The 23,972-nt window shown below is 44.8% G+C and carries 23 protein-coding genes; 7 read left to right on the top strand and 16 right to left on the bottom strand.

Going from position 1 to position 23,972, the window contains the following annotated elements; translation table 11 throughout:
- Window positions 1-18 precede the first annotated feature (18 nt).
- The gene (locus tag AC27HD_RS18075) at window positions 19-858 is read right to left on the bottom strand and encodes a crotonase/enoyl-CoA hydratase family protein (RefSeq protein ID WP_487107660.1); all 840 of its coding nucleotides are present in this window, start codon (window positions 856-858) and stop codon (window positions 19-21) included.
- Window positions 859-1,134: 276 nt separating this feature from the next.
- Here AC27HD_RS18075 and AC27HD_RS18070 point away from each other — a divergent pair, with 276 nt between their 5' ends.
- Entirely contained in the window at window positions 1,135-1,848 is a 714-nt protein-coding gene (locus AC27HD_RS18070; RefSeq protein WP_487107612.1) for a TetR/AcrR family transcriptional regulator, read from the top strand.
- 29 nt (window positions 1,849-1,877) lie between these two features.
- Here the strand turns inward: AC27HD_RS18070 and AC27HD_RS18065 are convergent, their stop codons facing one another.
- Complete coding sequence (locus AC27HD_RS18065) at window positions 1,878-3,527, bottom strand: GMC family oxidoreductase (RefSeq protein ID WP_032095963.1); 1,650 nt, start codon at window positions 3,525-3,527, stop codon at window positions 1,878-1,880.
- Window positions 3,528-3,790: 263 nt separating this feature from the next.
- Here AC27HD_RS18065 and AC27HD_RS18060 point away from each other — a divergent pair, with 263 nt between their 5' ends.
- Window positions 3,791-4,543: a DUF1439 domain-containing protein gene (locus AC27HD_RS18060; protein WP_235207825.1), complete on the top strand. Its 753-nt coding sequence runs from the start codon at window positions 3,791-3,793 to the stop codon at window positions 4,541-4,543.
- Between the two features lie 61 nt (window positions 4,544-4,604).
- Here the strand turns inward: AC27HD_RS18060 and AC27HD_RS18055 are convergent, their stop codons facing one another.
- The 3 genes from AC27HD_RS18055 to AC27HD_RS18045 are packed head-to-tail and all read right to left on the bottom strand — an operon-like array spanning window position 4,605 to window position 7,945.
- The gene (locus tag AC27HD_RS18055) at window positions 4,605-6,044 is read right to left on the bottom strand and encodes a wax ester/triacylglycerol synthase domain-containing protein (RefSeq protein ID WP_032095962.1); all 1,440 of its coding nucleotides are present in this window, start codon (window positions 6,042-6,044) and stop codon (window positions 4,605-4,607) included.
- Window positions 6,044-6,721: a TetR/AcrR family transcriptional regulator gene (locus AC27HD_RS18050; protein ID WP_032095961.1), complete on the bottom strand. Its 678-nt coding sequence runs from the start codon at window positions 6,719-6,721 to the stop codon at window positions 6,044-6,046. Before AC27HD_RS18050 ends, AC27HD_RS18055 begins: the two co-directional genes overlap by 1 nt.
- Before the next feature lie 15 nt (window positions 6,722-6,736).
- On the bottom strand, window positions 6,737-7,945 hold the full coding sequence (locus AC27HD_RS18045; RefSeq protein WP_269520887.1) for a DUF445 domain-containing protein: 1,209 nt from the start codon (window positions 7,943-7,945) through the stop codon (window positions 6,737-6,739).
- Between the two features lie 250 nt (window positions 7,946-8,195).
- Here AC27HD_RS18045 and AC27HD_RS18040 point away from each other — a divergent pair, with 250 nt between their 5' ends.
- Window positions 8,196-9,665 carry a DUF3336 domain-containing protein gene (locus tag AC27HD_RS18040; RefSeq protein ID WP_487107609.1) on the top strand — a complete coding sequence of 490 codons (1,470 nt, stop codon included), beginning with the start codon at window positions 8,196-8,198 and terminating at the stop codon, window positions 9,663-9,665.
- Window positions 9,666-9,724: 59 nt separating this feature from the next.
- Window positions 9,725-11,158: a hypothetical protein gene (locus tag AC27HD_RS18035; RefSeq protein WP_487107607.1), complete on the top strand. Its 1,434-nt coding sequence runs from the start codon at window positions 9,725-9,727 to the stop codon at window positions 11,156-11,158.
- A 156-nt stretch (window positions 11,159-11,314) separates the two neighbouring features.
- Here AC27HD_RS18035 and AC27HD_RS18030 read toward each other — a convergent pair whose 3' ends face one another.
- The 3 genes from AC27HD_RS18030 to fadR all read right to left on the bottom strand — a co-directional run bounded on the left by AC27HD_RS18030 (window position 11,315) and on the right by fadR (window position 13,540).
- Window positions 11,315-12,139: a hypothetical protein gene (locus AC27HD_RS18030; RefSeq protein WP_487107605.1), complete on the bottom strand. Its 825-nt coding sequence runs from the start codon at window positions 12,137-12,139 to the stop codon at window positions 11,315-11,317.
- Window positions 12,140-12,265: 126 nt separating this feature from the next.
- Entirely contained in the window at window positions 12,266-12,625 is a 360-nt protein-coding gene (locus tag AC27HD_RS18025; protein WP_032095956.1) for a phasin-related domain-containing protein, read from the bottom strand.
- A gap of 204 nt (window positions 12,626-12,829) precedes the next feature.
- A complete protein-coding gene (fadR, locus tag AC27HD_RS18020; RefSeq protein ID WP_032095955.1) occupies window positions 12,830-13,540 on the bottom strand; it encodes a fatty acid metabolism transcriptional regulator FadR in 711 nt (236 codons plus the stop codon).
- Between the two features lie 439 nt (window positions 13,541-13,979).
- Between fadR and nhaB the strand changes: the two genes are divergently transcribed.
- From nhaB to AC27HD_RS18005, 3 genes are read left to right on the top strand one after another with little or no spacing between them, the layout of a single operon-like run.
- Window positions 13,980-15,563: a sodium/proton antiporter NhaB gene (nhaB, locus tag AC27HD_RS18015; RefSeq protein ID WP_032095954.1), complete on the top strand. Its 1,584-nt coding sequence runs from the start codon at window positions 13,980-13,982 to the stop codon at window positions 15,561-15,563.
- Window positions 15,564-15,566: 3 nt separating this feature from the next.
- Window positions 15,567-16,094 (top strand): disulfide bond formation protein DsbB, encoded by a 528-nt coding sequence (dsbB, locus tag AC27HD_RS18010; RefSeq protein WP_487107602.1) that lies wholly within the window; start codon window positions 15,567-15,569, stop codon window positions 16,092-16,094.
- The gene (locus AC27HD_RS18005) at window positions 16,091-16,642 is read left to right on the top strand and encodes a GNAT family N-acetyltransferase (RefSeq protein WP_487107600.1); all 552 of its coding nucleotides are present in this window, start codon (window positions 16,091-16,093) and stop codon (window positions 16,640-16,642) included. The genes dsbB and AC27HD_RS18005 overlap by 4 nt, the downstream gene beginning before the upstream one ends.
- A 33-nt stretch (window positions 16,643-16,675) precedes the next feature.
- Here the strand turns inward: AC27HD_RS18005 and AC27HD_RS18000 are convergent, their stop codons facing one another.
- From AC27HD_RS18000 to AC27HD_RS17965, 8 genes are all read right to left on the bottom strand, one after another.
- Window positions 16,676-17,179 carry a YcgN family cysteine cluster protein gene (locus AC27HD_RS18000; protein WP_334032019.1) on the bottom strand — a complete coding sequence of 168 codons (504 nt, stop codon included), beginning with the start codon at window positions 17,177-17,179 and terminating at the stop codon, window positions 16,676-16,678.
- Window positions 17,179-17,844 (bottom strand): fumarylacetoacetate hydrolase family protein, encoded by a 666-nt coding sequence (locus AC27HD_RS17995; protein WP_487107597.1) that lies wholly within the window; start codon window positions 17,842-17,844, stop codon window positions 17,179-17,181. Before AC27HD_RS17995 ends, AC27HD_RS18000 begins: the two co-directional genes overlap by 1 nt.
- Window positions 17,844-18,815, bottom strand: coding sequence for a lytic murein transglycosylase (locus AC27HD_RS17990; RefSeq protein ID WP_487107595.1), 972 nt, complete (start codon window positions 18,813-18,815; stop codon window positions 17,844-17,846). The genes AC27HD_RS17995 and AC27HD_RS17990 overlap by 1 nt, the downstream gene beginning before the upstream one ends.
- Window position 18,816: 1 nt before the next feature.
- Window positions 18,817-19,113, bottom strand: coding sequence for a YcgL domain-containing protein (locus AC27HD_RS17985; RefSeq protein ID WP_269520876.1), 297 nt, complete (start codon window positions 19,111-19,113; stop codon window positions 18,817-18,819).
- 133 nt (window positions 19,114-19,246) lie between these two features.
- Window positions 19,247-20,404, bottom strand: coding sequence for a ribonuclease D (gene rnd / locus AC27HD_RS17980; protein ID WP_487107593.1), 1,158 nt, complete (start codon window positions 20,402-20,404; stop codon window positions 19,247-19,249).
- A gap of 60 nt (window positions 20,405-20,464) precedes the next feature.
- Entirely contained in the window at window positions 20,465-22,117 is a 1,653-nt protein-coding gene (gene fadD / locus AC27HD_RS17975) for a long-chain-fatty-acid--CoA ligase FadD (RefSeq protein WP_032095946.1), read from the bottom strand.
- A 121-nt stretch (window positions 22,118-22,238) separates the two neighbouring features.
- Window positions 22,239-23,078, bottom strand: a complete 840-nt coding sequence (locus AC27HD_RS17970; RefSeq protein ID WP_487107591.1) for an alpha/beta hydrolase — start codon at window positions 23,076-23,078, stop codon at window positions 22,239-22,241.
- A gap of 95 nt (window positions 23,079-23,173) precedes the next feature.
- Entirely contained in the window at window positions 23,174-23,902 is a 729-nt protein-coding gene (locus AC27HD_RS17965) for a Slp family lipoprotein (RefSeq protein WP_487107589.1), read from the bottom strand.
- Window positions 23,903-23,972 lie beyond the last annotated feature (70 nt).

Here is a 23,972-nt window from a genome sequence, read left to right as displayed (position 1 = left end):
TATCAGTGCCTGCTGAAACTACGATTTCATTTGTTTTACAGCGCCATGTAGCGGCGGAAATTCTGGCTGTTGCTGCGCTTTCTGTGATTCCATCGCAGTAAATACGTCTTCCATATGAAACATGCCAGCTTGCCATGTCGCCATATAATCTAAGCTTTCTGAAACACTGTGCTCGACAGCATAGTTGATCATGGTTTTGGTGCCCGATACCGCGAGGGGTGAATTCGCCGCTATCTGCTGAGCCACTTTAGAGACAGCCTCAAGCATTGCGTCTTGGCTTTCGAAAACCTCATTCACGAAACCCAGCTGCTGCGCTTCTTGCGCACCAAAGTTTCGCCCCGTATACGCAAGCTCTTTAACCATGCCAATGGGAATTAGCTTAGGCAGTCGCTGAAGGGTACCTACATCGGCAGTCATACCAAGCTGTGTTTCTTTGATTGAAAAGAAGGCATCGTTAGTGCAATAGCGCATATCACACGCACTTAATAAGTCTACCGCACCGCCAATGGCGCCGCCTTGCACAGCACCTATCACTGGCATACGGGCCTCTTCGATAGCAGTAAAGCTGTCCTGCAGCATTTTTACTGTGCGTCGCATGCGCTCTGCACGACGAGAAGGATCGCCTTTAAAATCTTCCTTCATATTCAAGAACACCGCTAAGTCCATACCAGCAGAAAAATGCTTGCCTGTTGACGACACTATAATGACCCGCGCTTTGGCTTCGTCATCGATGGCACGAACGGCCGCGGGGAACTCGGTCCAAAACGCCGGGTTCATGCTGTTCATCGCCTCTGGACGATTAAGCACAACATGTGCAATCAGCCCTTCGTATTTAACTTCTAGCGTAGAGTATTTCATGGTTTGCGGTGTCTCCATGGTGAAAATCCTATTAACATTTTTGCAAACTAGACAGCGTCAAGATAAAAGGCTATGTTGACGGTGTCAAGATAAAGTAGCCTTTTTAGAAAACTATCGAGTAAAATGGCGAATGCCGCGAGGCGGTTCATATCTTTGTATGAGTGATCACGAGATATTTGATATCACGAAAGAGTAAAAATCCGCAGGCAGCAAAAACCGAATACACATTAAATAGAGAGTGCAAATAGAAGGTGCGTAGAGAATGAGACTACAGCGATGAGTGCAGTAAGTGTGACGGATACGAGGGAGGCAGACGACGTGGTTACTTCAGCAACAGATGCAGCGGTAAATACAATTTCAAATGCAGTATCAAGCCCAGTATCAAGTGCGGCCCAGTCTTATCATCACGGAGACCTTCGCACTGCCCTTTTAAACGCGGCAGCAAAGCGCTTATCCGAACATGGGGTAGATAGTTTGTCTTTACGCAAGCTAGCTGAAGATGCAGGCGTATCTCGTACTGCGCCCTATCACCATTTTAAAGATAAAAGCGCACTGCTTAGCGCCATTGCCGCAAAGGGTTTTAGCGATTGGCACTCAACAGCAAAACGCATATTCGAACAAGAAGAAAAAACACCCAGTGCACGCTTTAGAGAGTTCGTTTGTGAATACGTAGGCTATGCGGCAGCTAACCCTGAAATGTATGAACTTATGTTTGGCCGCACCATTTGGCAGAACAACGCGGCCACCGGCGACTTAAAAGATGTGGCCTTTCCCTGTTTCCAGTTTCAGGTAACGATGACTAAATTTTGGCAAAACAAGGGATTGCTGCCGGACAAGCAAGACGCTCTGCGACTAGCACAGGTTACGTGGGGCACACTTCACGGCATAGCACGCCTGTTGATAGATGGTATTTATGCAGACAGCAGCCACATTCAAGAAATGTGTGACTGTGCTGCAGATTTATTTATGCAAGCGTCGAACAAAGCCTAAAGCGCAGGAGCGCTTTACTACACCGAACCCTAAGCCGACGCAGTTTGAATGGGTATTGGCTGCCCTTCATGAGTGGCCTTAATAAAGTCGGCTGCTCGCTCTGCAATCATAACCGTAGGTGCGTTAGTGTTACCGCCAATAAGACTTGGCATAACCGACGCATCGACTACTCGTAATCCTTCAATTCCTCTTACTTTCAACTGGGAATCGACCACGGCCAACTCATCGGATTCGCTACCCATTTTACAGGTCCCTATTGGGTGATAGATAGTTTCAGCACGCTCTCGCAAAAACTCCAAAATTTCTTCGTCAGTTTCTGCCTCAACACCTGGATATAGCTCACTTCCCTTAAACTTTTCGAAATCGGGAGCAGCAAGTAACTTTCTGGCAATTCTTACCCCGTCAATCATCACCTGCTGATCTTCCACCGCACTGAGGTAGTTCGGATCGATAAGCGCATGGTCTGCGGGGTGATTGCTTTGTAGCGATACAGTACCGCGACTTTTGGGATATAGGCAGCATACGTGCAGACCGTAACCGTAACCGAAGGCAACTTGTCTGCCGTGATCGTTAAGTATGGCGGGTAAAAAGTGAAGCTGAATATCAGGGTATTCACCTGCATTTGACGAGCGTAAAAAACCACCTGCTTCGGCAATGTTGGAAGAAAAAATGCCGTCGCGCTTAAGGGCATATTCTGCCGTTGCTTTAACGTACTTAGGCAGTGCACCTGCGGCAACGGCATACCCTTCACGAGCCTCACAGGTAAACTGCACAATTGCATCGAGATGGTCCTGCAGATTTTGGCCCACGCCAGGTAAATCTTGGTGGACGTAAATACCTTTCTCTTCCAACTCATGGCGAGGACCAATGCCTGAGAGCATTAGCAGCTGCGGTGAATTAATTGCACCGCCGCACAAGATCACTTCACTTTTGGCAAAATACGTGGCCACAGAGCCCTTTTCTCTTACCTGCACCCCCACCGCGCGTTTGTCTTTTAACACAACTTTTTCAGCAGCCACTTTGGTGAGCACAGTGAGATTATTACGGTGTTTTGCTTGTGATAAATAGCCTTTCGCCGTAGAGCAACGCTGCCCGTTAACCTGAGTAACGTGGTAATAACCTATACCCTCTCGGTGGTCGCGATTAAAGTCATCGATTTGCTGATAGCCACCATAGGAGGCTGCGCCAACAAAAGCATCGGAGAGCACGCTAGTATGACGAAGCTTACTCACATTAAGTGGACCACCTGTGCCATGGAACTCATCAGCCCCTTCTTCAAAGTTTTCAGCGCGTTTGAAGTAAGGCAGTACTTCGTCAAACGACCACCCCACCGCGCCTTCCTCAAACGCCCAGCGATCGTAATCTTCGGCTTGGCCTCGTATATAGCACATAGCATTAACAGAGCTGCTGCCGCCTAGGGTTTTTCCCCGAGGCCAGAAGAGTTCTCGGTCGTACATCTCTTTTTGCGGTGCAGTGTGATATCCCCAACCAATGCCTTCGAAGCGACTTAACAAGGAAATGCCAAAGGGAATGTGGATCATAGGGTTGGTGTCTTTTGCGCCCGCTTCGATAAGTAAAATATCAAGGGCCGGATTTTCAGACAATCGAGTCGCTAACACCGCTCCCGCAGAGCCTCCTCCTACAATGATGTAGTCGTACTTACCTTGTATTTCACTCATAGTCACTGCTCCAAAAACGGGATGAGTAGAACGCTACGCGTCTATCTTTGTATTCCGCACTGCGCTATTTATTAATGGTCTATTTATTAACGGCTTAGTTATTTACGGCTTAGCTGTTAACGCTCTAATTGTTAATAAAAGGTTGTGGTAAGACCAGATTAGCAAATTAGCCGTGCTTCGGGAAAGTTTTATGTTGTAACTTTCACAAAACATAATAGTCTTGAAGTGTTCTCAGTGTTAATACAAAGGTCTACACCGTCGCTATGCCTCTCTCTTCACCGTCAATCGACAGTCAACCATCGCCCATGCCGCTTAAAGACAGGTGTAAGCTACTCATTGCTAGACTGCTTATCAAACTCGGTAAACTGCGCTTTGATGACTTCACAAAAGAAGAACTTCACGAGTTAATAGCCGACCTCTTCCCCCACCGTTTTCCACTTAATATTCCTATTGGTACTGGCTCGGTCAACGTTCAGGAGGGCGAAATAGCCTTCGATAATGAAAATAATAAACTGGTGCTTCAGTGTCTTGCCACTATTAATATCGACGTGGCTAATAACACATTGTATCGAGCGCACCTTGTGGTTGTATCAAGCGCAACGCCCCAATACGATGAAATAAGTAAAACCGTATTACTCACCCACGTCAATATCGACACCATCACACTGGTCAATGACAATTACGCGCTGATACAAGACTCTCGCTACCTCTTGAATAAATTCTTTCCGCAGGGCATTAATAATTTAGTGACATCGTCACTGCGCTCGGCAATGTCTCTGTTTACCGTTGGCACGTCAGATGTGGCTGCTGAATATTTAAAGCTCTATTTATCAGGCTCTAAACAAGCAGTATTGGACTATCACAAACCGCAAATTAACCAAGCCATTCAAAGTGAGCTTAATACTGCTAATCTGAGTCATACCATGCGCGAGTCGCATTGGCGCGAGGCCCTGTTTGCACGGGTTGGCAAAAGTGTGCGCGTAGAAGACGACCGACTTCGCTTTTATCTCGTCTAACGAAGCGCTTAATCAATGCATCGGTTAATCAACATAACCCTGGCGCTTAATCAACATAGCCCTAATGGTCAGTCACTATAGAAAGCGGCACTTTATCGATGTGTTCACCAATATCATCAATGTTTAATCTAGGGTCATCCACACTTGCCTCTAGCATATCAAAGGCCTCTTTCACATAAAGAGCGAGTGGCTGCAGAGACTCTACGTTTTTATTGCAACACACAAGACCCACGTTGGCGGTGTCGGCATAGGTCATAAAAGTAATGTTCACTCCGCCACCCGGTGTCATTGTTGATATGGGGTAACAGGCAAGTAGCTTGGCATCTTTTAAATATCGCGTTTCTTTAGGACCCGGCACATTAGAAATAAGTATATTGGCAATGGGCTTTACCACGTTTGATAAGCGCAGCCACTCAAAAACCAATGCCATCGATTGAATAACAATCGTGTAGCCACTAAACGCAGCCGGACGGGCATGCTGAGCCGCGTGTTTTACTATGCGGTGGTTTACCACAATTTGTCTTAACCTAAGGTAAGGATCGTTTTCGCCATGGGCGAGCTTTACCGGAACAATCGCGATTTTGTTGCCGGTGGTTTTTTCACCTGGTTTGCGAAGGTTAATTGGCATATTGGTGTACAGCGCTTTTTTAAAGACCTGGCCGTGCTCTTTTAGCAGTTTGTGTACACCAATATCAAATGCACACAACAACACTTCGTTTGCAGTAGATCGGGTGCGCCGCGCTAATGCTTTTACCCGTTTAAAATCTAAATCGACAGTTGCCACTGCCCTTCCCGCTTTAACCTGCCCGGTAAGCATGGTTTTGGTACCGGTGAACGGCACCGGCATATAGTGCGGGTTAACTCTAAGCAGCTTCATAAAGATTCGGACAAAAATAACCAACAAATCAAATACGGTTTTAAGAGCATATCCCACGCCAACAAGACGTTTCACCAGACTGATCGGATCCCGCTTTTTATTTCTAAGCCGCTTAGTTGCCCAAATGGGCGTAAATTTGCCGTCAGTAGAGTGTGAGACATAGCCCGCTTGGAACCAGCGAACTAACGTGGTGCCATCGCCATACATGTGATGTACGCGGGCATAAATGGCAAAGGTGTCGCTAATCTCATCAAAAATAAAATGGTATTGCCAAAGGGGCTTGTCGGGGTCTAAACGGGAGGCGTGAAGACGGGCGACAAAGGCGTCGAGGGCTTCTCTGTTTTGCACATTTGCTACCCGGTGAATTTGCACATGGTAATCCATGTGCAGCTTTTTCACCGGCTTGAACCCAATGGGGTATCCAAGGAAGGTTTTCACTGCGCAACTAAAAGGCGATGTAGCCCGAGTGTAGCTTTTTATCTCATTAAACAGTGTCGGTACGTAGGTTTTTTTATCGGCGTTTTTAGGGAGCGCTAGTAGCTGCAGACACGCTACGTGCTTTGGGTTTTCATCCGATTCCGTTATCCAGAACGATTTGTCTAAGAAACTAAGGGTTTTTGACATTATTTATCCCCGTTAACGGCGTAAAGTGGTGATTCGCTTTTTATATTATTGGCAAACTCGTGGGAATTGAGTATGGCAACCAGTTTTGCCTTTTCACCTTCATTCATAGCAAGTCGCGGAAGAATACTCACCATCATGAGCGATAAAGCGTGAAAGCGTTGCGTCTCATCATCCATATGACTGTTTAATTCATCGAACTGACAAGACTGAGTAATGATGAGCAGTATAAGCTCGACCAATAAAACGCGATCGGCGTCGGTAGCAATCAGCACCTTCTGCTTGACTAACGATTCGAATAGAAATGTGATTTGACGTTTAAGATTGGCCAAAATATGCTGCCGACGCTTCACTATCTGTGGGTATTTCTCTGCCAAGTCAGCGGGGCTTTTATATAAAAAATGAAATACGTGAATGCTATCGACAAGCAAATACAGGTAGTACATTATTTCTTCTGCACTTAAGGTATCGAGCTTGTCTTGGGTCAGTAATGCCTGCATTTGCTGTTCGTGCATTTTCATCAGCGCCACCACGATGCTTTCTTTACCCTTAAAGTGATAGTAAAGGTTGCCAGGGCTTATATCGAGCTCGATGGCAATATCGACACTCGTGACGGAGTTTTCTCCGTGCTCATTAAACATCGCCAAGGCAGTAAGCAAGATACGCTGTGCTGTTTTCATTGCGCTAAACGCTCCCTACATAAACACCAAATAAAGCTGCATAAAGCCAGCGGCCATACCTAGCAACGCGCCGGTTAATATCAATTTCCACTCATCTTGCTGGTACGCTGGACGCAGCACGCCTTCGAATTCCTCTGCACTTAGCGCCTGCATTCTTAAGCTCAAGTCTTGGCCTATTTGCATAGCGCCATTGGCGTAATCGTAGGCATAAAGCAGGTATTTTTCCGAGTTATCAAAAATTTGCTGTACTGCTAAAGCTTTCATTTTGTGATAGTTCTCTGACCCCACCCCAAGCGCAAAATAAGGCTGTGCAATGGCCACGTAGCGCTCAATAGCGTCGTTAACATGCAGCTCAATAAGCTCGAGTAACTGCGCCGACCCAGAGCCGTGTAAAATGATATTGGTGATATTTTTAGGCGTAATCAGCTTCTCTTCTATAATCGATGAGTACACCTCAGACACTTCTTTTTGACGCTTTAAGAACATGCCTTGAACCACAAAGGGGCCGATTTTTCGGGGCCGCTTGGGCTCGAAGATAATTTTAATGGCTATCCAGTTTGTGGCATAACCCACTAGCAAGCCGCCTAAAGGTAAAATCCACCACGCTTGGTAGAAGTGCCACAACAGCATGGTGGGCAAGCCAAAAAGAAAACCAAAATACAGCCCTGAACGCACGATAAAGGGAAACTCTTTACTGCCTGCTGTGAGAAAAATTTCGTTGATCAGTTCTGGTGAATTAACCAGTTGCTCAACAACGAGTTCTTTAATATCGAGAATTTCGGACACATTGTGCTGAAAATCATCAACCATTTTATGCACAACATTCGGAATGTCGTTTTCAATGCGCTGGTAAACTAAATTCTTTCCTTGAACCGGCAGTGCTGCCCACATTTGAGGTGCAGACTCGGCCATAACATCATTAACCACTTTGCGAATAACTTGGCTCAGTCTGCGTTCAATGGCTTTGGTGAGTTCATCGGGATCGAGCCGTTGAGCAAGCTCCTCCACGCTCAGTAACTTACCTAAAACAAGCTCTACTTCTATTTCTGCCATTTGCCGACGTTTAGCCGGAATGAGACCCTGCCAGCCCAGAAAAGGCTTAATGCCCACAAACTCGATGGGGTAAAACATCATCTTAACTGCAAGATAATTTGTCGCCCAACCAACTACTGCACTTATCAGTGGTATTGATAGCAAGCTAAGGGTTTGAATATTCCAGTCCATACAGCGAACAAACGTTCCAATTTATTATTCTACTACTCAGGCTACTGAGTGCTTATGATTTGGTCAACGTAAAAAATGTAATTAGACGTAATTGTTGATAGAAAACAAATTTTCACACCCAATGCCTATGCGATGTTACTAAGTTACGCTAAATAACGCGATTTATACCCAACCTTAGGTAGTGAATTCTAATTTTGATATCTACTATGATATTAGGCGTTTTGTCCTTGGAATAAATAAGGTGGTTGCCATGACAGCATTCGATTTACCGTTAAAAAAGCTTGAACGTGATATTAAACACGCAAGTAACTACGACGAATATGAAGCTGCTTGTCTGGCTTATGATGCCATGTCTGGCGCTGACGAGTGGAAAGCAAAGGATGAAAGCGAAGACTACGACTACAAACTTATTCAAAAACGAGTGCAACGCCTTCAAATTGCAAGAGGTCGAGGCGATATCCATGCCCTGATGTCCATATTGCATGAGGGACTGCATGGAAACTTGGGCAATATTGCTAATCCAGCGTTACAAACTCACTGCAAAATAGGTACAAAAAAGCTCATTGAACAATTTATCGATGAGGTTTCTTTAACGCTTGAGCAGATTGTGAATGCAAATGAAGACGACGTGGACTTTTATGAAAAGCTCTCGTTTTTTGAAGAAACTGCCCACGCTTTCGGGCGCAGCTGCCTTATGCTGTCTGGCGGTGCAGGCCTTGGTTTCTTTCACGCAGGCGTTGTAAAGTCGTTAAATCAAAGGCGACTGTTACCCACAGTAATATCTGGAGCCTCTGCAGGTTCTATTATTGGCGCTATGCTGGCCACCCGAACCCACGATGAGCTTGAAGAATCCTTAGATTCAGAACGAATTTACGAAATGTTTAAGCACTGGCGTACGTTTGCTGGTCTTAGCAAAGACAGTCTATTTGATAGCTCCATGCTGGAAAATGCACTTATTGAGTTGTTCGACTTAACGACGTTTGAAGAAGCCTTTAGAAAAACAGGTCGTCACGTTACCATTACGGTATCGCCTGCCGATTTGCATCAGCACTCTCGCTTACTGAATGCAAAAACATCGCCCAATGCTATTATCAGTCAAGCCGTAAGAGCATCTTGCGCTGTGCCCATCGTATTTAGCCCCGTGCAGCTAAAAGCGAAGACGCCATCGGGCGAGATTGTGCCCTACATTCCCAACCGAAGATTTGCAGATGGATCGTTAATGGCCGATTTGCCGTTTAAACGATTGGCTCGGCTTTATGGTGTTAATCACAGCATTGTGAGCCAAACAAACCCGCTAGCAGTACCCTTTATCTCTTCCAGAAGAATTGATGCACATTCTCTGTGGGACATGACAACTCGTCACATTGGTCAGTTGGCGAAATCAAACAGCGTTTTCGCTATTGATATGATTGAAAAAATGGTGGGCAATAAAAGTGCTAAACTTGCTATTCACAAAGTAAGGTCGATAATTGATCAGCAATATGTCGGCGATATTAATATTTTGCCGAAGCGTCAATTGAGCAATATCTCAAAGGTATTGGCTAACCCAACGCTAGAAAGCATGGATGAGTTAATGACTAGCGGAGAGCAAGCGTCTTGGCCGCAACTCCATGTAATAGAAAGAAATACCAAAATAAGTGAGAAACTGCGTTATCATTTAGCGCAGTTAAAAAAACGAGAAGCGGTGGAGCTTCGACATCTTGCGCATCACACGCCATAACGCAAGTACGTTATGGCAACGTGTCGTTGGCTGATGCGAGAACAATTTAAAGGATCACGGTGAGTTCACAAAGCCAAAACCCCGACAATATTTACACGCAACAAGTCAAACAATTGCTTTCTTTAGTGTATCCCAAGGAGACCGGGTTCGGTTCTATCTTTGAGGATGCGCGACACTACTTCACGCTTACCACAACATTAGAACAGCACACCACCGATTTAAAAGAGCAGCTACTCATAATAAAAGATAAAAAAGACAAAGAGGTACTTGCTAGCCAACTCGCTCAACAGATTAAAAACAATAACGAAAAACTTGAAGAAGAGAGGTTAGCCCGCCTTGAACGACTTGAAACCGTTTGCACTAAAGTGATTAAGCTATGTGAGGGTGAAACCTGGGCTGAAACTCAGCAATTAAGCGCCAAGTTTCTAGGAACATTAATGCTGCTTACTCGCGGCGCCGAGGGTAACTTTGCAAAAGTACATCAACGCTACAAGCCTATATACAAAGCCGTTCTTACATTAAGGCTGGCTGATCGCTTGTTAGACCACGACACGATAGCCCACTCTTATTTATCTAAATACCGCGAAGCTATTTCCCGCTTTCGAAACGATCAGTATTGGAAAGAGAAGTGGAAAACTGAATTGGGTGTGCCGCTAATCGCCGCAGCCCTACTTCAAGATATTGGCTTGCAAAGCCCGGCAGCACTTACCATTTTAAAAGGTAAAGATGGCGATTTAGACGAGTTTAGATTGCTTGATGAAGAGCAGCGCAAAAACTTACTGAAGATAAACTATCACTTTACTATGAAGTATTTATCTGACGGTTTAGGCATTCCTAAATACACTGGTAATATAAGAGAAGAAAGAGACCGCTTTATTAAAGCCCATACAGAGGCGTCTGAGTTTCTTCAACAGCTGGTTAAAGACGCGTTCTTATCAAAAACAGGGCTGGGAGAGCTGGTCAAAATACCACAAATTTATGTGTCTATTGTGCTATCTACCAAGGCAGATTATACCCGCCTAGATTTGCCGAAAGGCTACTTACTTATAGAGCAGCTGGCAAAAAAAGGGAGCTTGAACAAACATTTGGCACAAGACTTTATGAACTTAGTCGGGTATTTCCCTCAAGGTTTTGGTGTTGCATTTATTCCCAAAAATGAAAAAGGCGAGGAAAAAAACCAGTTTGAATATGCGATAGTAACGGGGCTTAATCCAGCTAAACCCGCCGAGCCAATTTGCAAAGTAGTGACGCGAAATCAGAACTTTGTGACCAGCGGCGCTCAAGAAGTGATAGAAAAGAGCAGAAACCTGTACTTCCCTGCCAATAGAAAAAAACTAATGCGGTTGGGAGAAGCCAGACTCAGTGAAATAATGAGCCAGTTATCGAGTAACTTCTCACAAGAATCATTAGATGATTTAGTGCCAAGTTTCTGGGAGCCCTATGACTTCTTTGGCTTTAAAAAGCACCAAAACATTTGGGCAAAAAATACGTAAGCTCATATCTAATGAGTAATGTTGCGATTAATGGTCTCATGCCCTAGATAAAAATATAGGCCAAAAAAAAAAGCAAACCGAAAGGTTTGCTTTTTTTTTTGATTAAACGCCTCACTCAAGCTAGGGCGTGTTGCTTAAGCAAAGTTAAAAACTCACTCAACCATTTTTCTTGTCGGTGTTGCTCGGTGAAACGGTTGCTCTCGCAGCTTTAGCAGGAGTCGAAGCCTCTGCTTTTGGTACAGCTTTAGACGCAGTCGCCTTAGCTGATGTTTTAGGCGCAGTCGCCTTAGCCGATGTTTTAGGCGCAGCCGTTTTCGATGCAGTTGCCTTTGGTGATGGTTTAGGCGCAGTCGCCTTTGCTGATGGTTTAGTCGCAGTCGCTTTTACGGTAACCGACGCAGCAGTTTTCCCTTGGCTTGCTTTTGAAGCCGTGGCCGCTGCTGTTTTGGTTGTCGAGGCTTTCGTCGCTGTTTTTGCAGGAGCTGTTTTTGTAGAAGCTCGTTTAGGCGCCTCTTTTTTCTCAGCCTGCTTAACCGCTTCTTTCGCCGCCTCTTTCGTCGCAAGGAGTGCAACCTGCTCTACTAACGCATCTACCTTAGCGGAAAGCTCATCTATTTGCTGCGCTTTACGCTGCTGCTTTTGCCCGCCAGATAACACTGAATAGACAGATGTCGATTTTACTAAATTCTGAGCAGCATCAAAAAACACAAACGGACTAAATGAGCGTCTTAAATCAGCCTCAACTTCAATGCCTTTTGACTGCATCTCTTGCAAGGTTTCGCTGGTTTTATCAATCTGCTTGCTCACTAAGCCTGCCACTTGGTCCAACTCAGCAGAAAGCATATCTGCTCCAGCATAAAACCAACCAAAAATAGGCGAAGACTTTAATGATGTCGTGATAGAGCCTTGCGATGTAGCCGGAGCTTTTACTTCAGCGCTAATCACAACGGTCTTTTTCGGCTCTGTAGGATTGTTACTCATGGTGCCTCCTTGATGAAGGAGATAAAGATGGTGTAGTTATTATCCGAATTCGGACTTTCCAACAACACCACCTATCTTTTTAACGTATGGTTGCTGCGCTAATGTTTAAAAGCAGCACGTTGGGTATTACTTGTTTGCAGCTAACTTAGCAACCGCTTCAGTTAACGCATCAATTTTTGCAGATAGCTCGTCGATACGTTGGTCAGCTGGCTCTGCATCTAAACCCAGCTTTTTACGAACATCAGCAACGCGGTGTTCAACATCATTTGTTGTTGATTTAAACTTACTGCGTGCATCACCTTCTAGGGTTTCGCCTTTTGACACAAGCTCATCAAACATTTTGTTTGCTTCTTCACTTAGCTTGTCATAGCGACCTTGAGCTTCATCAACGCTTTTTCCATAAGCGCCAAGACCTGCTAACCAAATTTTACGCGCCATTTCTTCAGCGTCATTAATTTTGCCTTTGATAGTATCTTTAGTAGTCATTTTGAGCTCCTATGAGTGCCTAATTGGGGTGTGACTAAACACCATAACTAAACTCTACGCTTTACAATTAGAAACCGCATACTAAAAACAAAATTAAAGTAAAAAAAACGCCCTTCGGTGAAAATACTCTAATTTGGCAGGTTTTCCCTGCACTGAGTAATCTTACCGAAAGGCGTTTTTTATCAAAAGCGTGAAACTAAATAACTAGTCTACGAGATCTTTTGGCATGTCGTTTCGAATTTCTTGCCACATCTTTCCGCTTTCTATGCCGTAGTTTCTTACTACATTTGGCACACGGTCATGGTCGCCACTCTCTGCAACTTCAAGCAAATCTGCATAATACTTCATGGCGATGTCGCGAGCGTCTTGGTGAGCAAAGAAATATCCACCAATGCGTGAATACAGACCGCGAAATCCATTCATCATTAGCACGAATACATTATTGTTAGATGCAAGCGCTAAATCGTGGGTCATTTGATAATCGAACTGCGCAAAGGCAAGGCCTTCCTGCTCTACGTTTTTATATCGAGCAATGATATCGGCCGACGCTTGAGCGTTGTGACGAATAGCACCTCTAATAAACACTGCACTTAAGTTTGTGCGTGCTGCTAGCAGATTATCAACTAACTCAGGAATGCCCTCTTGATCGAGTCGAGCAAGGGTTTCTAGAATGTTTAAACCGCACGTTTCCCAAAAGTTGTTCACTTTTGTTGGTTTGCCGTGCTGAATAGTTAACCATCCATCTCTAGCGAGTCGTTGAAGCACTTCTCGTAGCGTAGTTCGGGTAACACCAATTAGCTCAGATAACTCTCTTTCTGCAGGTAAAATAGTACCTGGTGGAAAGCGGCCGCTCCAAATTGATTCCACAATGTATTCTTCGGCGAATCCAGCGGGACTCTGCGCCTTATATATCATAACTAATCGCCTGCACGTTTACATAAGATCATAAAATTTAACAACTGATTGTACCAGATGGTTGCACATTTACACAACGAAATATACGCCAGCTGTGGGACCTAGACGCTATTACCTTCAGTTTTGTTCCCGAAGCAAAGAGATAAACTGATTTTTTGTTCACAAAATGCTCACATTCGACTGACTTTCGAATAAGCTGTTATTCCATGATGAAAAATTTGGCAGGTTTTCAGTAACTTTCGTCATTAGATACCCGTGAATTGCTTTCTCAACACGTTAATATCATGTACGCTTAAATCCCGACTATAATAACTGCGATAAAACTGTCTTTACGGTGAGTGAGACTACTCATCGACAGATTTGTAACGCGATGAATCGCAAACATACAGTGTAAAGATGCGCACAAATGCGTGCTTTGTTGTAAAAGGAACAGGAACTCATGCAAACCTCAATGATCTCGGCGATCTATAAGAACTTCCTGGGACATGCGCCCGATTGGTACAAAAAGACGATTATTGCCTTTCTCATTGCCAACCCCTTTATATTTATGGTGGACCCATATATTGCAGGTTGGTCACTGGTCATTCAGTTTATTTTCACCCTTGCCATGGCACTTAAATGCTATCCCCTTCAGCCAGGAGGATTACTGCTTATAGAAGCCATGTTCATCGGAATGACCACCCCCGGTCATATGATGCATGAAATTGAGGTTAATTTAGAAGTGTTGCTACTGTTGGTCTTTATGGTCGCGGGCATATACTTTATGAAAGACCTGCTGATGTACCTATTTACCAAACTGGTTATTAAGGTTCAAAATAAGCTCATTCTTTCCCTTTCATTTATCTTTGCCTCTGCGTTTTTATCAGCGTTCCTCGATGCCCTTACCGTTGTTGCGGTTATAATCAGTGTTGGCTTAGGTTTTTACTCTATTTACCACAAAGTCGCTTCGGGCAAAGAGTTTCACTCTGACCACGACCATACCAGTGATGATGGCGTGCACGATATTGGTCGAAATGATTTAGAAGACTTCCGTGCGTTTTTACGCAACCTTATGATGCACTCTGCCGTTGGTACAGCACTTGGCGGTGTTATGACCATGGTAGGTGAACCTCAAAACCTTATTATTGCCGACAAAGCGGGCTGGAATTTTGTCGAATTCTTTATTCGTATGGCGCCCGTTTCACTGCCTGTTTTTGTGTTTGGTTTACTGACGACCATCTTTGTAGAAAAGACGAAGCTGTTCTCTTACGGCGCTGAACTCCCTTCTGCGGTAAGACAAATTCTTGTCGATTACAATATGCATATGGATGAAGGGCGCAGTAAGCGCGAAAAAGCGAAGTTACTGGTTCAAGCGTTAATCGGTGTTTGGTTAATTGTTGGTTTAGCCACGCATATGGCGTCCGTTGGCCTGATTGGTCTTTCTGTTATTGTGCTAGCCACCTCTATGAGCGGCGTTATTGAAGAACATGCCTTAGGCAAAGCCTTTGAAGAGGCACTGCCATTCACTGCACTACTTGCTGTTTTCTTTGGTGTTGTTGCCGTTATTATCGACCAAGGGCTTTTCCAACCAGTCATTCACTGGGTACTGTCCTTTGAAGGTGAAACGCAAATGGTGATGTTCTACTTGGCAAATGGTGTTCTCTCAATGGTGAGCGACAATGTGTTTGTAGGCTCGGTATACATTACCGAAGTGACCGCAGCCTTAGAAGCTGGACAGATTACACGGGATCAATACGACATGCTTGCGGTAGCCATTAACACAGGTACGAATTTACCAAGTGTGGCAACACCAAACGGACAAGCTGCGTTCTTATTCTTACTGACGTCTGCCATAGCGCCGTTACTGCGCCTGTCCTATGGGAAAATGGTTATTATGGCACTGCCGTATACTGTCGTGCTGACCATTGTTGGTTTGTTGGCAACCTATATAGGGTTAGCCGATGCCACCGCATGGTTATACGATATGCACTTAATTGAGCACCACTCTGCCACCGCGGTTGGCACTGAAGCGGTAGGACATTAATTAATGCGAAGCGTTATTCACGGTATTAGTCAGTGGGCCGAGCACAAGTCATCATGGCTTGTGCTTTTTGCCACGTCACTGGCACTTGAGATTGCAGCCCTGTACTTTCAGTACGCCATGGGGTTGAAGCCCTGCATCATGTGTATTTACCAGCGCACGGCGATGTATGGCATCGTATTTTCAGCGTTAATTGTAGTGATTAGTAATAATGGGTTTACTCGGATGCTAGGTTTTGCCGGGTGGGCAGTGTCCGCGGGATGGGGGTACTTACTTGCTACTGAGCATGTTGAGCTGCTTAATGCGTCCAATCCGTTTTTTGCAAGCTGTGAGATTGTGCCTAACTTTCCATCTTGGCTGCAGCTTCATGAGTGGCTTCCTGCCGTGTTCGCCGCTGAGGGTGACTGCCTGGAAAACACATGGCAATTCCTGTCAATGGGCATGGCAGAATGGATGCAAATCATCTTCGCCACCTATGCCATTGCGTTTATCGTCGTGTTTGCATGCAGGCTATTGGATAAAAAGCCCTTTTGATTGATTTATCAATACTCCCTTCTCGCCTTCCTCCGATTCATACTGAGCAAGGCCCCGTCTCCATACAGCGTATTGCTCGCAAGCATTGCGATATGCTGTGTGAAGCCGGGCAACAGTCTATTCATCATGTAAAGCCATGGTTTGGGGCGTCAACCTGCCCCGTTACACCGGCTTTGTCTAAGCAGTGCATAGAGAGTATGGAAAAGGCGAGAGAGAGTGGCTATGGCTTAACCTATTTACTTGTGCATGAAGAGCGATGCTTAGGCATGGGTATAATTAACCACATACATCATACTCATCTTAGTGCAAACCTTGGTTACTGGTTGCGTCCAGATGCCTGTGGCAGAGGCCTTGCCACAGCAATTTGTGAAGCACTAAAAAAGCTCGCATTTTCTCAAATGAACTTACATAGATTGGAGTGTTTTGTTGAGCCAAACAATAAAGCCAGTTTGCGAGTAGCCGAGCGTATAGGTGCTATAAAAGAAGGGCTTTGCCGCAAGCGTGTTTTTGGCAGAGACGCCCTACTTTATGCGCTTATTAGTGAATAAAGTAACGAATAAGATAACGAGTAAACTTCAGACCTAATCTAAGTCTTCCAGCGGCCATATGGCAATGTAGTTCTCAAATTCATTTAAATCTACATCGGTCTCGAATATGGTTTTATTGCGAACAGACATCCCTTTAGCGTGCATGACATGTTTTTTACCCTTGTTAAGCAACGGGTGCCACGACGGCATTCCCCTGCCTTCATGTAACCTTCTGTAGGTACAGCTTGTTGGCATAAAAAAGATGTCTTTCAGGTTTTCTTTTGTCAGTTTGACGCAATCGGGCACTAGCACAGTTCTGTTTTGATACTCGGTACACTCACATTTTTTTGTATTTAAATAAGAACATACAATGTTGGTGTAGTGTATCTGCTCGTTAGCATTGATAAAGTCGGTTGGACTGTATTCTTCTACACTTTCATCATCAATAAACTTGTGTAAACAGCACTTACCACATCCATCGCAAAGTGATTCCCACTCGGTTTGGTTCATTTCTTCCAATGATTTAGTTTCCCAAAATGGCGCTGACGATGCGGGCATTACACAATTACCTTAGTTTGAAGCGAAAAGAAAGCGTCTAGCGATACTGCTACTGTATCGCCGTCGTTAAGCGGACCAACGCCTTTTGGCGTACCTGTGAGGATAACATCGCCGGCGTCGAGAGAAAATACGGTGGACATGTGCGCAATTAGGGGAATAATTTTATGCAGCATCAACGCCGTGTGGCCTAGCTGCCTCACTTCGCCATTAATCTTAAGGGTAAAACGCAAGTCGTCGAGATTATCAAACTCTGCCAATGGAACAAAAGATGAAAGTGGTGCGCTGTTATCAAAAGCCTTTGCACGTTCCCAGGGCTGCCCCTGCTTTTTAAGCGATGCTTGCACATCCCGTAGCGTTAAATCTAGCCCTAAACCAATACCCCAGATAGCGTCGGTAACTTCAGACTCACCGGCATTTTTGATGCTATTTTTTAACAGCACCGCGACTTCTAGCTCATTGTGACAGGCACCTTTATCAGCGGGTATCGCAAGTGGCATTGTCATATCGCACATAGCCGACTTCGGCTTCATGAAAAGCAAAGGATCTTCAGACACGACTGAGTTCATTTCTTGAATATGGTCTAAATAGTTCCTACCAATACACACAACTTTATTGACTGGAAGAGAAATAGGCTGCTCAGCTACGCTTTTGTGTTGATAAGGCATCAGTATCCTCTCTTTATACGCTCAGACAAATACCCAACGGAAACGCCAAAATAGGTCGAACGATTCCATTTCATCAGGGTGTGAAAATTATTATAGACAAGATAGATCCTGCCGTTTTCACCGTCAGGCATAATTAACGACGCTTTAATATCCACATTGGGAAGGTCGCTACCGTCAAACCGTCTTACGCCTTGGTCTTGCCAAAACGAAAGCGGCCTCATGTTGGCTTTAGTCAAGCCAGATATCGCTACTGGCTTTGTGAGTCTTACTTGGCGGCCCCATGTCCCCGTGTCATCCCAGCCCTCTGAGGCTAGATAATTAGCAATCGAGGCAAACACATCGGCTTTTGTGCCCCAAATGTCTTTTTTACCATCGCCGTCATAATCTTCAGCATAGGTGAGAAACGATACTGGCATAAATTGGGTCTGCCCCATCGCTCCGGCCCAGGAGCCTTTAAAATTATCCACCTGTGCGTGCTTTTCACTTAAAATAGTAAGCGCAGCAAAGAAATTCTTTTTGAATAGTGCTTCCCTACGCCCTTCATACGCAAGAGAGGCTAATGCCGACAGTACGCTATACGAACCCTGTATTTTTCCAAAGTTTGACTCATTGCCCCATAGCGCCACGATAAAGCGTGGTTGAACACCATATTTGCGGCCAATTTCGTCCAGTAATGCTTTATTAGAAAGGTATTTCTGTACTGCCTGCTCAGCCTTCCAATCAGGTACTCGCGATACAATGTAATCGTCTAAGGTGATTTTCTTTTCCGGCTGGTTTTTATCTGATTTAACGGCGGTAGGTCGAAATGTGATATCGCTAAATGCGCTATCAATAAACTGTACGTCGTAGCCTTTTTCTATCGCTTGGCTTTTCAGCGATTTAAGATAATCATTAAATTCGTTGTCGCTGGCTTGAGATGAAGACGCAGCAATACTTGCCACCAGCATTGCTAACAACATGGTTAAACGCATACTAAAACTTTTTGTCCGGTGAAGAAGATAAGCCAAGAGAAACTCGATGAGTAGACAGAAGATCGTCCTCTTTAGGAGGCATTTGTAGGTAAAAGCCGTTGCTATTTAATTCATCTGTGAGCTTTTGCTTGTCGATGCCTGCTATCTTTTCACGCTTGTCTAATGCTAGCAGTGTTACTAACTCAGGCTTGCCAAAGCGCTGCATAAGAGGCTCTGGCACGTCGTCGAATACATCTTTTTTAGGCACGTATAAATACATGCCCTGTTTTTTTCGGGTTTTATAAACCGCACATAACATACTATTTCTCGTTTCTATTCTGTGTTTATGTTTACCAAAACTGACGTTTTATTTTGGCTTTAGCGTTTCAGCGCTTTCATTTCGGTTCTTTTTAAGCGCTTTTAATTGAGCGCTTTCATTGCGAAGAAGTATTCTAGCCCTCAGGCAGTTCACCAAGTAACTCAACCACTTTTGGCATAAAGAGTGGCCCACGCCATGTTGATAACACGTCAGGTTTTAAGCCCAGGATACGGGTTTCATCTACATCAAACCAATACCACTTTAATAATTGATTCAGCTGCTTTTTCGATGACATTACTTCGTTATTCACGCCATTTTCTTTAGCAATCTCTTCGCTGATAACTTTGAGATCGGCAAGTGTTTTCTTGTACTTAGGAATATCCATCAAGCGCAATACTTGCGGTAGTCGCAATTTATCCGGAGTTTGAGCGAACCGCTCACGAGCCTCGGCAATCAAGTCGATAATAGTATCGCCGTATCGACGTATTGCCTGGTGATTTAAATCGTTAATTTTCGATAAGTCTGATTTACTCGATAAAAGGCGCTGTGCCGCCTCGAACAAATGCCCTTCTTTAAAGACAAAGTTTAACGCGAGATCTTTTTTTCTTGCCGTTGTTAAACGCCACGACGCTAGTGCCTGAAGTACCGTAAGTTGTTCGCTGTTCAATCGCCAATTATTTTTAATAGTGAGGTAGGCAAAATCTGCTGGCATTTGCGCCCGCTTTTTCGCAGCGAGCAAGGCTATCTCTTGGTAAACCCAGTTCTCAATACCAGCGCTTTTTATCTTGTCTACCAAATCCTCATAGCAAGGCAGCAGATACAACACGTCGTTAGCAGCGTAACTTAGCTGCGACTCACGCAGTGGACGGGCAATCCAATCGGTTCGAGATTCACCTTTATCAAGGCTCACGTTGCAAATCATCTCTACAAGACGGGCATACCCTAAACTTGGCCCCATATCTAATAGACTGGCCGCAAACTGGGTGTCGAAAACAGGCTCAGGGATCGTATTGAAAGCAACGAGAAACGTTTCTAAGTCTTCAGAACATGAGTGCAATACCTTCACAAGCGATTTATTTTCCAGCAAATCGATGAATGGCTGCATATTGTCTATGGCAATAGGGTCGATAAGAACAAGTTGATGCCCATCGTAGAGCTGAATTAACCCAAGGTGAGGCGTAAGCGTTCGCGTTCGTACAAACTCTGTATCAAGAGCCACAGCACCTTGCTGTTGTGCCAAAGCGCACACGTTGTCTAGCTGTTCGTATGTTGTAATTAATTGATATTGCATTATTTCGCACATTAAATAAAAAAGCCGGCTCGCGCCGGCTTTAAAAACTAGTTAAAGAAATTAGTCTCTAAGCTCCCGACGCAGTATTTTACCTACATTGGTTTTTGGCAAATCATCTTTAAAGACAACTTGTTTTGGCACTTTGTAGCCTGTTAGTTCACTACGGCAGTGAGCGATAACATCTTTTTCAGTTAACGAGTCGTTGTTACGTACTACGAATAACTTAACAACCTCACCACTAACTTCGTGAGGTACACCCACCGCGGCCGCTTCGACGATATTTTCGTGCATAGCAGCGACTTCTTCAATTTCATTAGGGAACACATTGAAGCCTGAAACTAGGATCATATCCTTTTTGCGGTCAACAATATAGAAGTAACCTTCATCGTCTACCGTGGCAATGTCACCTGTGGCAAGCCATCCATCTTTCAAGATATCTTCCGTCGCTTCTGGGCGATTTAGATATCCCTTCATGACTTGCGGGCCTTTTACCCACATCTCGCCTGGTTCACCTTTTTCTACTGGATTGCCGTCATCATCTAATAGTTTGATGTCGGTAGAAGGAACCGGCATACCGATTGCGCCTTTATACGCCTCTATCTGAGGTGGATTTACCGCAACAACTGGCGAGCATTCAGTGAGGCCATAGCCCTCTAAAAGTACGGTGCCCGTTACTTTTTCCCACTTCTCAGCCACAGGGCGCTGAACCGCCATACCGCCACCTAGTCCAAACTTGAAATTAGAAAAATCTAATTCGTCAAACCCGGGTGTGTTAAGTAGGCCGTTAAAGAGCGTATTAACACCGGGTAATATCGTAAATGGGTATTTCCCTAACTCACTGACAAATGCAGGCATATCCCGTGGGTTAGTGATAAGTAGGTTGCGACAGCCGTACTTCACAAACATCAAGCAGTTCGCCAGCAACGCGAAGATATGGTAAAGCGGCAGTGCCGTCACGACAAAATCTTTACCTTCTTCTATAACGGTTTCAAGTATTCCAGATACTTGCTCTAAATTGGCAACCATATTTCTATGAGTCAGCATTGCCCCTTTAGATACACCTGTTGTACCGCCGGTGTATTGCAAAAACGCTATGTCAGAGTTTTCTATATTTGGACGCTTGTATTCTAAAGACTGCCCTTTTTTGACTGCAGACATGAACGATGTGGTGGCCGATAGATTAAACGACGGCACCATTTTCTTCACGTATTTAACTACCGCGTTCACTACCCAGCGTTTTGGCGCTGGAAGCATGTCACCAAGTGCAGTAAGAAACACTTCTTTTACTTGGGTATCGCCAATCACTGCTTCTAGGGTACAGGCAAAGTTTTCGACAATGACAATGGCTTTTACATTAGCGTCGTTAAGCTGATGTTTTAGCTCTCTGGCCGTGTACAACGGGTTAACATTAACAACGACCATACCGGCGCGCAAAATACCAAACATGGCAACAGGGTATTGGAGAAGGTTCGGCATCATTATCGCTACGGCATCACCGCGCTTTAGTCCGCTAGCCTGTAGATAAGCCGCATACTGAGCTGATAACGTATCAAGCTCACCAAACGTCATTGAATGCCCCATATTAATAAAGGCTTCTTTATCTTTAAACTTTTTTACCGATTGTTCAAAAATGTCGACGACAGAGTTGTAGCGATCGGCATCAATTTCTGCGGATACACGAGGGTCGTAATGTTTAAGCCAGGTTTTTTCCACCAAAACCTCCTTTACTTTATTCTTCTACTAATAATTGAGCCCGTGAGAAACCGCGCCCATGTAACTGGTCTGATAACCTGCGAATAGTATAGGAAGTGTAAAAAAAAATAAACGCTGCAATTTACATTTGCTCAACAAATTGACAAATAAGACGCCCTACATCCTCACTATTTTCCATATGAATGTGATGGCCGCCTACAAATTGTTCATATTGCGCAGATTCAAACCAGTGTGCTCGTTGCTCATAAACATGAGGTAAATTTTTAAAACTCGCCGATGCGCCGATAAAAAGTATAGGACATGTCACCGACTCCATTAAGGTTTGTGCTTGTTTTTCTGTAAGTCTAAGTATGGATTTTGTCCGAAGCTTAGGGTCGCTACACCAATAGGTATTGCCATCTGCCTCTGTAATCATATTTCGCATGAGTATTTGCCGCGCATGAGCAGCTGTCATATCTGATATTTTGCACCGCGCTTTCACCGCATCATCAAGGTTAACCGTACGGCGGTGGCCGCTTGATTTACCCTGCCTGCTAATTAACGCATTTCGCATTTGCTGCTGCGTCGTTTCTTCGCTTTCGGTAAGCGGCCCACACGCATCAATACTCACTACCGCTTTTACTTTCTCAGGGAATAACGCGGCATACATAGTCACTAGGATACCACCAAGAGAATGCCCTATAAGAATGACATTGTCCCAGCCCTCGCTCTCAATGAGCCCATGCAGGTCTTGTAAATAGTCAGTTTGATTATAGTGAGCGCCCACAGGGCGATGAGATGAGCGACCGTGACCAGCAAGGTCGATAGCTACATAGCGACAGGACGATAAATAAGGCGCTAATACTCGTAAGCTTTCCGCGTTATCGAGGTAACCGTGAAGGCCAATGACAACTTGTCCACTTCCTTGATTGTCTAAACCCGCTAATTTAAGCGGGCCTGCCATTGCTTCAAACTCAATCATAAACGCATCACCATTGGCGGCAAACTATTGCCACATTTACTTTTTAAACTCAGTTAAAAACAAAAAAGGCGGCATCAACTTGCCGCCTCTTGCTACTAATACTGCTGGACTTTGGGGTTGGTTATCACCGGCCCTTTTTGACCGCCGCTTGACCTGGAGCTTCTTTTTGCCGGGCTAGGTCCATTCATATTGGTTATTCTAGCGCGTCTAGGCGCATTGCTATAGCGTATCACTCGCATTCGATTCATTTGCGGGAACATCCAAGGGCCCCCCATGAAGCGTCCGCCCATCCAAGGACCTCCGCCCCATCCCCATGGGCCGCGCAGACCATAGAAGGGTGAATACCACCCGCTGTGGTAATTAAAGAAGAATGTGTTTACGTCGTACACTTCCCTATCTCGCCACATATGGTAATCATCGGCCGCAATAGTGGGGTAGATATAAGGCTGCTCACCTACCATCCCCGTGGTGGGTGCGATAAGCGTACCCAAAAAGGTGGCAGTTCGACCCTCTTCAAACACAATAGGATCGACAAAGCCGTCTATCTGAACTTTAAAGCGCCCAGATGTCTCGCCAGAACTGCGGGGCTTACCGTAGTGATTGAGTGGGAAGTGCGCGAGTTCGATAAAGGTTTTGTTCGGTTTATTCTCAACACCAACCACAATGCCGCCCCAGCGAGCCTTTTGCCCTTGAGCACTGGCGCCTGACGTAACGGCACTTGAATACGAAACTAATGCGGTGCCTTCGGGTACCTCTAAGGTATCTGGCACCATAGCACATCCTGCAAACATGAACACGGTCAATAAAAATAAATATCGAGACATATGCGCGCTCCTTTGTACATCATTTGACGATTAACCCCGGCGTTACCACTGAAGTAGAAAATTGTGTAGA

The organism is Alteromonas sp. 4NS20-0143 (assembly GCF_057542855.1).
The sequence above is the reverse complement of the archived record's forward strand: the minus strand, read 5'-3'. Positions and strand labels throughout refer to the sequence as shown.

Bases quoted from the DNA above. Each gene is read 5' to 3' on its own strand.
- AC27HD_RS18030 (WP_487107605.1), bottom strand. From the start codon at position 12,139: ATGAGTAACAATCCTACAGAGCCGAAAAAGACCGTTGTGATTAGCGCT.
- AC27HD_RS18065 (WP_032095963.1), bottom strand. From the start codon at position 3,527: ATGAGTGAAATACAAGGTAAGTACGACTACATCATTGTAGGAGGAGGC.
- AC27HD_RS18055 (WP_032095962.1), bottom strand. From the start codon at position 6,044: ATGTCAAAAACCCTTAGTTTCTTAGACAAATCGTTCTGGATAACGGAA.
- rnd (WP_487107593.1), bottom strand. From the start codon at position 20,404: ATGCAATATCAATTAATTACAACATACGAACAGCTAGACAACGTGTGC.
- fadR (WP_032095955.1), bottom strand. From the start codon at position 13,540: ATGATATATAAGGCGCAGAGTCCCGCTGGATTCGCCGAAGAATACATT.
- AC27HD_RS17995 (WP_487107597.1), bottom strand. From the start codon at position 17,844: ATGCCTTATCAACACAAAAGCGTAGCTGAGCAGCCTATTTCTCTTCCA.
- AC27HD_RS18025 (WP_032095956.1), bottom strand. From the start codon at position 12,625: ATGACTACTAAAGATACTATCAAAGGCAAAATTAATGACGCTGAAGAA.
- AC27HD_RS18070 (WP_487107612.1), top strand. From the start codon at position 1,135: ATGAGTGCAGTAAGTGTGACGGATACGAGGGAGGCAGACGACGTGGTT.
- AC27HD_RS18045 (WP_269520887.1), bottom strand. From the start codon at position 7,945: ATGGACTGGAATATTCAAACCCTTAGCTTGCTATCAATACCACTGATA.
- AC27HD_RS17990 (WP_487107595.1), bottom strand. From the start codon at position 18,815: ATGCGTTTAACCATGTTGTTAGCAATGCTGGTGGCAAGTATTGCTGCG.
- AC27HD_RS18050 (WP_032095961.1), bottom strand. From the start codon at position 6,721: ATGAAAACAGCACAGCGTATCTTGCTTACTGCCTTGGCGATGTTTAAT.
- dsbB (WP_487107602.1), top strand. From the start codon at position 15,567: ATGCGAAGCGTTATTCACGGTATTAGTCAGTGGGCCGAGCACAAGTCA.
- AC27HD_RS18040 (WP_487107609.1), top strand. From the start codon at position 8,196: ATGACAGCATTCGATTTACCGTTAAAAAAGCTTGAACGTGATATTAAA.
- AC27HD_RS17970 (WP_487107591.1), bottom strand. From the start codon at position 23,078: ATGATTGAGTTTGAAGCAATGGCAGGCCCGCTTAAATTAGCGGGTTTA.
- AC27HD_RS17965 (WP_487107589.1), bottom strand. From the start codon at position 23,902: ATGTCTCGATATTTATTTTTATTGACCGTGTTCATGTTTGCAGGATGT.
- AC27HD_RS18060 (WP_235207825.1), top strand. From the start codon at position 3,791: ATGCCTCTCTCTTCACCGTCAATCGACAGTCAACCATCGCCCATGCCG.
- AC27HD_RS18000 (WP_334032019.1), bottom strand. From the start codon at position 17,179: ATGCCCGCATCGTCAGCGCCATTTTGGGAAACTAAATCATTGGAAGAA.
- AC27HD_RS18075 (WP_487107660.1), bottom strand. From the start codon at position 858: ATGAAATACTCTACGCTAGAAGTTAAATACGAAGGGCTGATTGCACAT.
- nhaB (WP_032095954.1), top strand. From the start codon at position 13,980: ATGCAAACCTCAATGATCTCGGCGATCTATAAGAACTTCCTGGGACAT.
- AC27HD_RS17985 (WP_269520876.1), bottom strand. From the start codon at position 19,113: ATGTTATGTGCGGTTTATAAAACCCGAAAAAAACAGGGCATGTATTTA.